Source organism: Sediminibacterium soli, assembly GCF_009939225.1.
Classification (GTDB): Bacteria; Bacteroidota; Bacteroidia; order Chitinophagales; family Chitinophagaceae; genus Sediminibacterium; species Sediminibacterium soli.
On record NZ_JAACJR010000008.1, the window covers coordinates 784,677 to 797,251 of the forward strand.

Annotated in this window: 8 protein-coding genes; 1 reads left to right on the forward strand and 7 read right to left on the reverse strand. The window is 52.1% G+C overall.

Features of this window, described 5'->3' with window-relative positions; all coding sequences use genetic code 11:
* Positions 1 to 21 precede the first annotated feature (21 nt).
* The 4 genes from GWC94_RS10575 to GWC94_RS10590 form a co-directional block, all read right to left on the reverse strand.
* Positions 22 to 1,176 (reverse strand): sigma-54-dependent transcriptional regulator, encoded by a 1,155-nt coding sequence (locus tag GWC94_RS10575; RefSeq protein WP_161834999.1) that lies wholly within the window; start codon positions 1,174 to 1,176, stop codon positions 22 to 24.
* Positions 1,177 to 1,242: 66 nt separating this feature from the next.
* Positions 1,243 to 3,279 carry a TonB-dependent receptor gene (locus GWC94_RS10580; protein ID WP_161835000.1) on the reverse strand — a complete coding sequence of 679 codons (2,037 nt, stop codon included), beginning with the start codon at positions 3,277 to 3,279 and terminating at the stop codon, positions 1,243 to 1,245.
* Positions 3,280 to 3,367: 88 nt separating this feature from the next.
* Positions 3,368 to 4,354: a pyruvate dehydrogenase complex E1 component subunit beta gene (locus GWC94_RS10585; protein WP_161835001.1), complete on the reverse strand. Its 987-nt coding sequence runs from the start codon at positions 4,352 to 4,354 to the stop codon at positions 3,368 to 3,370.
* A gap of 164 nt (positions 4,355 to 4,518) precedes the next feature.
* On the reverse strand, positions 4,519 to 7,461 hold the full coding sequence (locus GWC94_RS10590; RefSeq protein WP_161835002.1) for a TonB-dependent receptor: 2,943 nt from the start codon (positions 7,459 to 7,461) through the stop codon (positions 4,519 to 4,521).
* A 146-nt stretch (positions 7,462 to 7,607) separates the two neighbouring features.
* Between GWC94_RS10590 and GWC94_RS10595 the strand changes: the two genes are divergently transcribed.
* Positions 7,608 to 8,543 carry a phosphoribosylaminoimidazolesuccinocarboxamide synthase gene (locus GWC94_RS10595; RefSeq protein WP_161835003.1) on the forward strand — a complete coding sequence of 312 codons (936 nt, stop codon included), beginning with the start codon at positions 7,608 to 7,610 and terminating at the stop codon, positions 8,541 to 8,543.
* 71 nt (positions 8,544 to 8,614) lie between these two features.
* Here GWC94_RS10595 and GWC94_RS10600 read toward each other — a convergent pair whose 3' ends face one another.
* The 3 genes from GWC94_RS10600 to GWC94_RS10610 all read right to left on the reverse strand — a co-directional run bounded on the left by GWC94_RS10600 (position 8,615) and on the right by GWC94_RS10610 (position 12,573).
* On the reverse strand, positions 8,615 to 10,933 hold the full coding sequence (locus GWC94_RS10600) for a TonB-dependent receptor (RefSeq protein WP_161835004.1): 2,319 nt from the start codon (positions 10,931 to 10,933) through the stop codon (positions 8,615 to 8,617).
* Between the two features lie 73 nt (positions 10,934 to 11,006).
* On the reverse strand, positions 11,007 to 12,050 hold the full coding sequence (gene trhO / locus GWC94_RS10605; protein WP_161835005.1) for an oxygen-dependent tRNA uridine(34) hydroxylase TrhO: 1,044 nt from the start codon (positions 12,048 to 12,050) through the stop codon (positions 11,007 to 11,009).
* A gap of 136 nt (positions 12,051 to 12,186) precedes the next feature.
* Positions 12,187 to 12,573 (reverse strand): hypothetical protein, encoded by a 387-nt coding sequence (locus GWC94_RS10610; protein ID WP_161835006.1) that lies wholly within the window; start codon positions 12,571 to 12,573, stop codon positions 12,187 to 12,189.
* Positions 12,574 to 12,575: the final 2 nt, after the last annotated feature.

Here is a 12,575-nt window from a genome sequence, read left to right on the forward strand (position 1 = left end):
CCGTCCGTTCGCCGTCATTTTTTACCGCACATGCCGTTCAACATCGGCTGTCGTAATTTCTTTGCCGGAAAGGATCACCAGCCGCTCCACCACATTGCGTAGCTCCCGGATATTACCCGTCCAGTTATGCTCTTTCAGCGCCTCCAGGGCTTTTTTATCGATGGCTTTTTTGGCCTGGCCATAGTCTTCGGCGATATCACCCAGAAATTTGTCTACCAGCAGCGGAATATCGGTCCTCCGGTTGTTAAGCGAAGGCACATGGATCGGTATTACGTTTAGGCGGTGGTAGAGGTCGAGACGGAAACGTTTCTCGTTCACTTCCTCCAGCAGGTCTTTATTGGTTGCCGCCACCACCCTGACATCGACGGCGATATCTTTTTCACCTCCCACACGGGTGATCCGGCCTTCCTGTAATGCACGCAGCACTTTGGCCTGCGCACTGAGGCTCATATCCCCGATCTCGTCAAGAAAAAGCGTACCGCCGTTGGCCTGCTCAAACTTGCCGATGCGTTGTTTGATGGCAGACGTAAAAGAGCCTTTCTCATGACCGAACAGTTCGCTTTCGATCAGTTCGCCCGGTATGGCGGCGCAGTTCACTTCTACCAGCAGACCCGCGGCGCGGTTGCTTTTTTCGTGCAGCCATCTTGCCACCAGTTCTTTACCCGAGCCGTTCTCACCGGTGATGAGCACCCGCGCATCGGTGGGCGCCACTTTTTCGATCGTTTCCCTGATCTGCAGGATGGCTTCGCTTTCGCCGATCATTTCCTGCACACGCGATACCTTGCGTTTCAGCACCCGGGTTTCCTTCACCAGCGTTGTTTTGTCCATCGCGTTGCGGATGGTGATCAGCAGGCGGTTGAGATCGGGTGGTTTGGAGATAAAATCAAAAGCGCCTTTTTTAACGGCTTCCACGGCTGTTTCAATGTTACCATGACCGCTGATCATGATCACCGGTGTTTCGGTGCCGGCTTCGATTACTTTCTGCAGAAATTCTATGCCATCCAGCTTGGGCATTTTGATATCGCACAATACCACATCAAAACTGCCTGCGGTGAATTTTTTCAATCCTTCTTCGCCATCGGGTGCTTCTTCCACGGCAAATCCTTCGTTGGCGAGTATTTCCTTTAACACATTACGTATCGCTTTCTCATCATCTATGATCAGAATATTGGGCATGGCATTGTCAATTTTCAAGGGGGTGAAAATAGGATATTTTTACATGGCTGTCCGTTAAAGCCCGGCTCAATTCCCGAACTGCAAAAGGATTCCGGCAAAGAGATTCCTTCGGGGCGCGGGATTATAGAAACGTCTTCCTGCCGCGTTGATATCGTTTCCAAGACTGTACACTTCATTCAGGATATTATCCATCCCCGCAAAGAAATGCCAGTGCCGCGGTGTACGGTAACCCAGTTTGCCCTGCAGCAGATGGGAGGCCTCCGCATACACATCGCCGGCATCTGTCAGCGGCAGTTTGGAGGTGAGGTTAAAGGAAAGCTGAAGATACCAACCCTTTGCAAAACGGATATCGGCCCCTGTTACCCAGTTATGCCGCGGCACCCCTGTTACCGCATTGCCGGAGAAGACGGCCGATCCCTGCCGGTAATCGTCGAACCGGTAATCCTGCCAGGCATAGCTGCTCCAGATATCCAGGTCGCGCACAAACCCCGCTCCGTTCTGAAACACATCATATTTCAGCATGGCTTCGAGGCCTTTTTGCACCGTGCCGCCTGCATTCACAAAAAACTCCGCCCCGGTTGAGTCGTTTCTTCTTACGATGGCATTGCGCAGCCGGAAATAGTAAATGGCCAGGTCAAACTGCAGTCGCTGGCGGATCCGGTAGCCCTTGATGCCCGCTTCGTAATTCCAGCCGTATTCCGCATTCAGATCGCCATGAAACCTGCCGTCCGAGGGACGGAATTCTGCCAGTGTGGGGGGAGAAAACCCTTTGGCCGCCATGGCATACAGCGTAACATCGCTGTTCAGCCGGTAGGATACCGCAACCCTTGGCGTGACAACGGCGCTGATCCGTTTTGTCTGGTAAAAAGCCATCGGATCCGTAAGCCGGCTGTAACGATAGGATTGGTTATTGAGACTTGCTCCCGCCGTAATATTCCATCTTCCCGGTGTAAACTGCCACTGGGAATATACGAACCACTGGCTGGCAAAGACCTTGTCCTGGTACTGAACCATATCGGCTACGCCCGACCGGTTGCCATAGTTGTCAATGGCCGACCGGTTGTACAGCCACTCGGCGCCGTTCTGCCATTGTATATTCTTTGCCGTATAGCTGATACCCAACCCCATCCCGATATTATTCTCTTTTCTTTTTTCATAGTTGGTGATAAAGGGGTTGGCAAACCTTGTCTGGCTGGCCATCAAAAACGAACGAAGCATCCAATGATCGCCGATGGCCGACTGGTGGCTGAGTCCGGCGAAAAGCGTCTTGTTATATATCGCCGCTTTCTGCTGCACCGCGCCCGGTAATACACCTACAGGTTGCCTGGCTGTTTTGGGATTGGCCTGCATCTGCGCCAGCGTGATGCCGCCGGGTGTCTGGTAATACAGATCGGAATAAAAAACCAGGTAGTTCAGCCGCGATTTCCGCCACTGCCATCCGCCCTGCCATCTCAGCGCATCCTTTCGTGTGGCCGACTGGTCACGATAGCCATCCGATTGCTGGTGCAGCTGGGTAAGGGATGAGGTAAACGATCCTGATACATGGTCCCATCCCGCCTGCTGGCTGAACAGACCGTAAGCCCCTCCCGTTATTCCAATGCGGAACCGGTTGGTGGTTTGGCCTGTATAGGGCAGTTCGGATTTCAGCAGCAAAGCGCCGCCGGTGCCGGCGCCGTAAACACTGGCAGCCGGCCCTTTGAGCAGTTCCATCGCGCCAACCTGGCTGATATCTATAAGGTTCAGGTAGGTATTGCCGCCCCCGTCGGTCAGCGGCAGGTTGTTCCAGTACACTTTGATATTACGCACGCCAAACGGTGAACGAAGCAGGCTTCCGCGGAACGACAGCCGGTAGCTGGCGGGAGATCTTTCTTCCATACGCACGCCGGCAACAGTGTTGATTACCGGAACAAGAGAAGTGCCCGCATAGCGGCTCATTTCTTTTACGCCCAGCACCGCCACCGAGGCTGGTGCGGTCTTCCATAGTACGCGGCTGTGAAACGCTTCCACCACCACTTCGTCCAGCCCGGTCCGACGCACTGTATCCTGGCCGGTGGCGGCTGTTACTGCAAACAGGTATACGCACAAAAAACAGAATGGTTTCATAAGCATGAGCGGGTCTTGTATGTCTTTGCGGAAAAACAAAATCCGGACACAAAGGTCCGGATTTGCTGATTCGTTTATGACTGCATCTTTATTTCTTAAGGTACATCACTTCCTTCACCAGTTTCACCGTTCTTGCCACATCCGGCATGGCCAGGGCGGCCAGGTTGGGTGCGTAGTGCATGGGAGCATCTGCGCTGGTGATACGGCGGATCGGCGCGTCAAGGAAATCAAAGCCCTCTTTCTGTATGCGGTAGCTGATCTCTGAAGACACCGATGCAAAAGGCCACTGTTCCTCCACAATCACCAGGCGGTTGGTCTTACGTACGCTGTCGAGAATGGTTTTCCAGTCGAGCGGGCGGATCGAACGCAGATCGATCACTTCCGCGCTGATGTTTTCCTTTTCCAGTTCCGCAGCCGCACCCAGCGCCACTTTCATCATTTTGTTGAAAGAAACGATGGTTACATCGCGGCCCTGCTTTTTGATATCGGCTTTACCAATAGGGATATAATATTCTTCTTCAGGAACATCGCTTTTATCGCCGTACATCACTTCACTTTCCATAAAGATCACCGGATCATTCTCGTAGCGGATCGCCTGTTTCAGCAGTCCTTTTGCATCGTATCCGTTGGATGGAGACACCACTTTGATACCGGGGATGTTTGCATAATAGCTTTCAAAGGCGGTGGAGTGCTGTGCACCCAGCTGACCGGCGCTGCCGTTAGGTCCGCGAAAAACGATCGGACAGCCGATCTGGCCGCCGCTCATCGCCAGCATTTTGGATGCGGTGTTCAGTATCTGGTCCATCGCCAGCACGGCAAAGTTCCAGGTCATGAATTCCACCACGGGTTTCAGACCGTTCTGTGCAGCGCCAACGGCCACCGCACCAAAGCCCAGCTCCGATATAGGGGTATCGATCACGCGTTTCTCGCCGAATTCGGCCAGCATACCCTGGGTAACTTTATAAGCGCCATTGTATTCGGCCACTTCTTCACCCATTACAAAAACCTTCTCGTCTCTCCTCATTTCCTCGTTCATGGCCTCGCGCAAAGCCTCTCTGAATGCAATAGAACGCATGTATCTGTTTATTAATGAGCAGCAAAAATAGCGGATTATAGGGAATGACAAAAGGGAAATTGCCCTCATTATGCGGCATGATTACCGCAAAAAAAGAGGGCCGGGAACAGTTCCCGGCCCTTCTGGCTCAGCTATTTTGAAAAACGGGTACGATCTGGCCGTTCTTAAAACACATTGTATCCAAAGCTGATATAATACAGTCCGCCGATTTCGGGGCTGCCAAAGGCTGTGCGGTAATAGCTGTTAAAGATATTGGTGCCGCCCACTTTGATAAGCGATTTAATAGACGGGCATTTGTAACTGATAACGGCATCGAGCTGTCCGTTAGACGGCAGCTGACCCACGGCAAAACTGCCTTCGTAGCGGAAACCATCCACATAGCGGTACACCACATTAAAGCCCCATTTGGCGCTTTTACCCAGCCCGGAATTTCCGAACATCAGGTTGGCGCGGTATTTCGGGGTATTGAAATAGGAAACAAAACCCGCAGGCAGGTCGCCGATCTCGTCGTGGTACAGGTTAGCGCCCAGTGTATAGTTGCGGCCCAGCAGCCAGTCTACCGAGGCGCCCCAGCCACTGGTCTTAACATCACCCGGCGTATTTACAGCAATGCTGTAGGCAATGCGTTTGCTGGCATCGAGCAGATCGGTAAAGCTGCCGCCTGCAGAAACGGGCACCCTTGCCTGGATGGCGTTCACGCTGCTCAGGAAATCGCGGTATTTAGCCCAGTAAGCATATACATCGATCAGCAGTTTCCTGGCGATAAGGCCCTTATAACCCACTTCGAACGAGCGCATGGATTCTGCCTTGAACTCACCGAAATTCTGCTGTACCAGCAGCCCGGTATTGGGAGATCCGCCCACAACGCTGGCTCCGAAAGCACCCACGCTTTCGGGCGTATACACCGGGTTGGTGCTGAACTTGTAAAAATCGCGCAGCTGCGATAAACCGCCCATCAGCCTGGTTCCGCCGCCGATGGTGAGGTTGATCCACTGGTTCTGCGTGGTGGGGAAACGGTAAGCCTGCTGATAGGAAGCACGGATATTATGGTCCTGTGCCAGTTTCAGTACCGCGGTAGCCCTTGGCGTAAAACGGCCTTTGAAATTGGTGTTCTTGTCGTAGCGGCCGGATACCGACAGCTTCAGCACATCGCCAAAGAATTTCTGCGAAAGCTGTGCATAGGCGCCCACTTCGTTGATCTTGATACGGCCTGCCGTATCCGCAAAAATGGTACCCTGTGAATTCAGCACAAACTGCCTGCTGCTGGCGCCCACCAGGAACTCGGTTCCGGTTTTGTTCAATCCCAGGTCATTGGTAAGGTTATACTGTCCTTCAAACACATTCAGTCTTGATTCGTCGAGGAACAAACCACCTCCCTGTGAAATGGGTGTGGAAGCCACTTTCTGGAACAGGGCTGTCTGCCCGATGTTTCCAGTGGGACGTCCGGCGTCTGCAAAACCCCTTGCTGCATTATGCGCATCTATATTGGCCATACCCGCATCGCGCATGGCTGCATAAGCGGCCAGGTACTGGGGATACCAGGCGGTGCTGGGTTTCCAGGCCTCGTTGAACAAGCGGGTGGTAATGGTTGCATTGAAGGTGCTTCCTGCATTCTCATGCGTGGTATACGCTCTCAAAAACCAGTTCTTGCTTTTCAGTTCCAGCCTGAACTGGGCAATACGCAGGTCTTTCAAAGAGTAACGGTCGCTGCCGGTATACACGCTGTTACCGGTGCCATAGTTCACTGCAAAAGAAGCTTCGGTATTGTCCGACAGTTTATAATGCAGCGCACCGGAAAGTTTTACGTTCACGGTGGTGGGATTGATCACATCCTTCTCTGCATAGCCCGTACGGCTTACATACTGGTTATTGTAGTAGTTACGTCCGGCACCGAACAGGATATTGTTCACACCGGCAGCTATCAATGCATTGGCAGTGGGTGCACCCAGTGCACCGGCAAGAAATGCATTATACCCGGCAATGTTTAAGGTGGGATTGGCGGCAAGGAATGCGCCGGACCCTGCGAGGAACACAGAAGGCAGACCCGCGGCAGCAAATACGCTGTTGGCGATCTGGCTGATGTTCTGCGATGTTTCGTCGCCATACACGTTTACCCCATCGTAGTTCGGATCGGTGGTTCTGCTGCCGGGTATTACACCGCCGTTGGGAGACGGTGCGCCGGGTGTTGGCGGACGCAGGTAATTATCCGACTGATTGGCCAGCCAGTCCTGTGCCTGCACAAACTGCGCGCCTATTTTGAAAGCAAATTTCTCGCTCAGTTTATCGGCCCAGCGCAGGCTCCAGTCGTGGAAAGTAGACCTTGGGCGCTGTTTGCCGTCGATATGGTTCAAACCTGTTTTCACCTGAAAACTCAGTCCCTGGTATTTGAATGGGTTCTTGCTGTTGATCAATACCGTTCCGTTCATACCGCCAGAGCCGTATAACGCGGATGACGCACCCGGCAGCAGTTCCATATTCTCCACGTCCAGTTCGGTCAGCCCGCCCACGCTGCCCACAGAAAAATTAAGACCGGGCGCCTGGTTGTCCATTCCGTCCACCAGCTGGTTCAGTCTTGAGTTACCGCTTACATTGAAGCCGCGGGTGCCTACGCTGCGGAAGGTAAAGCTGGCTGAAACCACGTCAACACCTTTCAGATTGGTAAGCAGGTCGTAATAACTGGGGGTGGCCGCGTTGCGGATGGCGGCAGGGCCTACCCGCTCGATAGATACCGGCGATTCGAGGATACGCTCGGGTACACGCGATGCGGCAACCACTACCTCATCTCCCAGCGTAAACGACTGTTCGAGATCAACATTCACCACCTGGCCCGCGCCGGTGAAAGCCACTTCCCTGGTAGCATACCCTACGGAGGATATCACAAGTGTAAACGGCGGCTTCTGTACGGTGGTGAAACGGAAATTGCCCTTGTCATCGGTAAACGTACCGGTGGTGCCTCCTTTGATCGTTACAGATACCGCCGAAATGGCTTCATTGGTCTTGCCGCTTTTGACGCTACCGGAAACGATCGTGGATTGCTGGGCCTGCACTGTGATACACGCAAGGGTACCAGCTAACAGCAGCCCGGCTGAGGGCTTAAGTTTTCTCATAATAGCAAGTTTAGATGAATGGTCACTAAAAATAACATTTGTAAGCTTGACGATGAAATTTAATTTGTTCACAAATAACGGTTAACTGTTAGGAAAAAGTATGCACGTTAGCCCTTATTTATCAACGTCCTATCTAATTTTGACCCATGTCATCTTTTCAATTTCCATCGCAGACCGGCATTTACCACGGAAAGGTCCGTGACGTATACAGTATTGGCCTGGATTGGCTGGTAATGGTTGCCAGCGACCGCATTTCGGCCTTTGATGTAATCCTTCCCCGCCCCATCCCTTTTAAAGGTCAGGTATTGAACCAGATCGCTGCCTATATGCTGGAAGCCACCCGTGATATTTGTCCCAACTGGCTGATGGATGTTCCCGCACCCAATGTCTCCGTTGGCAAACGCTGCGTTCCGTTCAGGATCGAAATGGTGGTGCGCGGCAATGTGGTGGGTCATGCCTGGCGCACCTACAGCAGCGGTAACAGAACCCTCTGCGGCGTTACCATGCCCGAAGGACTGAAAGAAAACGATTTTTTCCCCGAGCCGATCATCACCCCCTCCACCAAGGCCGCCGAAGGACATGACGAAGACATTTCGAAGGAAGCCATCATTGAACAGGGACTGGCATCGGCGGAGGAATGGAAGGTGCTGGAAGCGTATACCCTGCAGCTGTTTCACAGGGGTAAGGAGATTGCGGCCGCGCAGGGACTGATCCTGGCAGACACCAAGTACGAATTTGGCCGGATCGGCGATACGATCTATTTGATGGATGAAGTGCATACCCCCGATTCATCGCGCTATTTTTATGCAGACGGGTTTGAGGAAAGACAGGCCAGCGGCGAAAAACAGAAACAGCTGAGCAAGGAGTTCGTACGCGAATGGCTGATCGCGAATCATTTCATGGGCAAGGAGGGGCAGACCGTGCCCGATATGAGTGATGAATGGATCGATACCATCAGCAAACGCTATATTGAACTGTACGAAAAAGTGACCGGGAAAAATTTCATCCCCGAAAAACCCGGAGAAAAAGAAGTGGAACAAAAAGTCATAGCCTCGTTGGCCAAACTCGGCGCAGTATCCTAACGCGTTAACTGTCCGCAGACCGTTCATTGAACGGCTGCATGTTTGTATCGCTTATTTACGATAACAGTTGCTCAGCGAAAAAAATACCGAAGGCTCATACCGCCGTAATAACTGGTGCCGGGCGCGGGCGTATAATATTTGGGCGGCACACCACCCAGCGGGAACAGGTTAATCACCACAAACTGCGCATACCGTGCATCGAATACATTGTTGCTGCCCCCGTATACATCGATGCTCCAGCGGGTGATATGGTTTTTGCCGAAACTTTTCCGGAACCCGGCTTTGGCATTCGCAAGATTGTATCCTTCCGAATAGGCGGTATTGTCCATATTGATGGGAATCCTGCCGGTATACATATTCGTAAGGTTGAGGTAAAACCCGCCGCCCGCTTCCAGGTCGAGACCGAAATTGAACACATCTCTCGGGATACCGCTTACGTGTTTGCTGGAATAGTCACGGGTAAAGGTATTGTGGTTGTTATCGCTCTTGAGATCAGAATTGCGGCTGTTATTGTACGTATAGGAAAGAAAAGGCCTCAGCAGCTGCAGGAAACTTTTTCTCCGGGGCCGCAGGGCATAGTCCATTGTCAGCTCCATACCGGTAAAATTCACGATACCTGCATTTACGAACTTTACATAGGCAGGACTGCCGCTTACCGCGGCAAAATTCTGCGGCACCAGTTTATCCGTTACATCCATATTGAAAAAAGCGAAGGCCAGGTTCAGCGACTGCCTGAACATACTCATCTTGGTACCCACTTCAAATGTATTGCTGATCTCGGGGCCTACGTCTTCGTTTGTTTTGCCGGTTTGTGTAATGATGTACTGGTTGGTTCCGGGCTGCGCATAACCCATGCTGTAATTGGCATATACCGATACATTCCTGCTGATCAGGTGGTTTACCACCCAGCGCGGCGTAACAATGGGTTTGAATGTGCGGTAGCCCGACTGGTTCACATACCCGCCGCCCGAAGCGCGCAGGTCTTCGTTGTCGTAGGTGATAAAGTTGGCGCTTCCGCTGAAAACCATCAGCGTGTTCTTTGCCAGCATCAGCTCAAGCATGCTGAATATATTCCACTGGCTGGGTTTCAGTTCCTGGTCGGTACGCAGCGAACCGAGCGCGCTGTTATTGAGGTTGTACGATTTCTGGTAGATGATGTTCTTGGTTCCTTCCATACCCAGGGTAATACGCATGTCTACGTTACCGATACGCGGCGTGTAGATAAATGCCGAGCGCAGACCAAAGGTGTTCTTGTTTGTTTTGGTAAGTATGGCGGCCAGGCCCTGGCCTATCTCCTGTATGCCGATAAAAAAAGTGGTTTTGTTACTGAACAGTTTTGAAAACGCGTATTCGTGCGACAATCCGAGGCGGATACTTTCCAGCTCGCTGTGCGAGTTGTTGCGGATATAACTGAGCTCAGCGGTATCGGGGTAGTTGGCCAACCCAAAACTGTCTACCTGGCCCGACAGGTCATCGTAGGATTTTGTATACTGCGCAAAAACGGTGATGGTGCTACGGGGAGAATTGTACAGCGTGGCATTCATATCCCAGAAATTCTTGTCGGACCTGTTCTGCATGCGGAACCCATCCGATTTCTGGCGGCCATAGCTGAACAGGATATTTGTTTTGGCATTGCCGATACCCACCGACGTAGTGGTGCGGAACAGCCCGAAAGAGCCGGCCAGCAACGACTGCCTGACACTCAGCCCATCGGGTGCTTTCTCCGACAGCAGGTTCACAACACCGCCGATACCCGTTCCGTAAATGCTCGACACAGGCCCGCGAAACACTTCCACCCTTCCCAGGGTGGCGTAATCGATATCATCCAGGTTGGTGGTACCGTCGGCTTCGGTCAGGGGGATATCGTTGTAATAGGCTTTGTAACCGATACCGTTGATGTTATTCTGGTTACCATACCCCCGCAGTATGATCCTGGCACTGGTGTTGATGTTGCGCAACTCCATCCGCACACCCGGCAGCAGGTTAAATGTATTGGGAAGATCTATCTGGTTATTGCGCTGCAGGTCTCTCGATACCAGCGTGGCGATGGATCCCGGTGTCTGAAAAAGATTTTTGCCATTGTACAAACCCCTTACCTGTATGGCATTGGTCTGGTAATTCACTGCATCGAGGAATACCACGATGGGAAACCGGGTATTGGACACCCGGATGTATTTTTCCGCATACCCTGTTGCCGATACATACAGCAGTTCCTGCTCATCGTCAGATAGCGAAAGCCGGAAAACACCGTGTTCATCGGTGAGAAGCGTATCTTTTTCCGATACAATCACCCTTGCATAGGGAATGGGCTGGCCGAGGTACAGGTCTTTCACCACGCAATCCACCGCCTGCTGTGCGGTTGCGGCAAGGCAGCACGTGCATAACGCCATGAATAGGAATACAACTCTCATCTGCAGTATGGTTCTGTTGTAAAGTTATCCGAAGATACTACTTTGCCTTTTCTTACCGGTCAACAGGTCCGATTCTCGGACGCAACCTCGATTTGCTTTTGTTGAAAATATTCTGTCCGGTGTCCGCCCCCTTCCTGATCTCTTTCTGCCGTTCGGCCGGCATATCCACCGTGTCTTTACATTCCCGGCTGCAGCAACCCGTGTATTTATCGGCACATTCGGCGCACTGAATGAATAACAGGTGACAGCCATTGTTGCGGCAGTTGGTATGCGTATCGCAGGGTTTGCCGCACTGGTGGCAACTGGCGATCACATCTTCGGTGATACGTTCGCCGAGCCGGTTGTCAAAAACAAAATTCTTACCGATGAACCGGCTCTCCAGCTGCGTTTCTTTTACCTGCCTGGCATAATTGATGATACCCCCCTCGAGGTGAAACACATTTTTAAACCCGTTGTGCAGCATATACGCGCTGGCTTTTTCGCAACGGATACCGCCGGTGCAGTACATGATGATATTCCTGTCCTCGTTTCCCTTCATCAGATCCACCGCCATCGGCAATTGCTCTCGGAAAGTATCGGATGGCAGTTCGATGGCATGGCTGAAATGCCCCACCTCGTACTCGTAATGGTTGCGCATGTCGATCACAATGGTATCCCTGTTCTCGAGCATTTTGTTCATCTGTCCCGCATCCAGGTACCGGCCTTTTTTTTCCATGCTGAAACCCGGATCGGTGATCCCGTCGGCTACGATCTTATCGCGCACCTTGATCGCCAATACCCAGAAACTTTTTCCATCGTCGTCCACGGCAATGTTCAGTCTGAGGCCATTCAATCCATTGATCGCGTAAAGCAGTTCCCTAAAGGCGTCAAAAAGATGCGCTGGCACGCTGACCTGTGCATTGATGCCCTCCTTTGCCACATAGATACGGCCGAATACCTGCAATGCATGCAGCTGCCGGTACAGGTAATCGCGGAATTCCTGCGGGTTCTGCACCGGGAAATACCGGTAAAAACTGATCGTGGTACGGGGAAAACTTTCCTCCATCAAACGTTTCTTCAACTCCTCGTTGGAAACGCGGTTATGCAATACTGCCATGGTGTGTTCATTTCAGACATCCGCGGAGCGAATGTTCCATTCAATTAAGGAGCCACTTGCAGGGTGGCCAAAATTCGGTGCAAAGATAGGAAGAAAGGGGCGATGGAAGATTGCCGATTGCCGATTGGGGATACCGTTAAAAACGCAATGCGCTGGATTGACGCTTTTTACGTCTTTCGGCCCATATCCAGAATACGATGCCTATGGGCAGGTAGAGGGCCAGTCCTTTTGCATTGGCGTATATGTCTTCCCTGTCGAACCGGCCGTGAATACGGGTATGGGTAATCGTGTTGGAGTATTCCTGCAGGTATTCGATACCGATGCCGAACAGCAAGAGGAAGAGACAGATAACCAGCAGTTTTTTCGGGAAAAACAACTGCAGGAACCCGGCGGCGCAGAAATAAAATGCAGTGTGCAGCAGCTTATCGTTACCCCTGAGCGGTTTGGGTATCTTGATCAGGAACCCTATCAGTACGCAGATAAAACAAATAGCCAGCACCAGCCATGTATGTTTTGGTTTCATCT

Bases quoted from the DNA above. Each gene is read 5' to 3' on its own strand.
- GWC94_RS10585 (WP_161835001.1), bottom strand. From the start codon at position 4,354: ATGCGTTCTATTGCATTCAGAGAGGCTTTGCGCGAGGCCATGAACGAG.
- trhO (WP_161835005.1), bottom strand. From the start codon at position 12,050: ATGGCAGTATTGCATAACCGCGTTTCCAACGAGGAGTTGAAGAAACGT.
- GWC94_RS10575 (WP_161834999.1), bottom strand. From the start codon at position 1,176: ATGCCCAATATTCTGATCATAGATGATGAGAAAGCGATACGTAATGTG.
- GWC94_RS10595 (WP_161835003.1), top strand. From the start codon at position 7,608: ATGTCATCTTTTCAATTTCCATCGCAGACCGGCATTTACCACGGAAAG.
- GWC94_RS10590 (WP_161835002.1), bottom strand. From the start codon at position 7,461: ATGAGAAAACTTAAGCCCTCAGCCGGGCTGCTGTTAGCTGGTACCCTT.
- GWC94_RS10610 (WP_161835006.1), bottom strand. From the start codon at position 12,573: ATGAAACCAAAACATACATGGCTGGTGCTGGCTATTTGTTTTATCTGC.
- GWC94_RS10600 (WP_161835004.1), bottom strand. From the start codon at position 10,933: ATGGCGTTATGCACGTGCTGCCTTGCCGCAACCGCACAGCAGGCGGTG.
- GWC94_RS10580 (WP_161835000.1), bottom strand. From the start codon at position 3,279: ATGAAACCATTCTGTTTTTTGTGCGTATACCTGTTTGCAGTAACAGCC.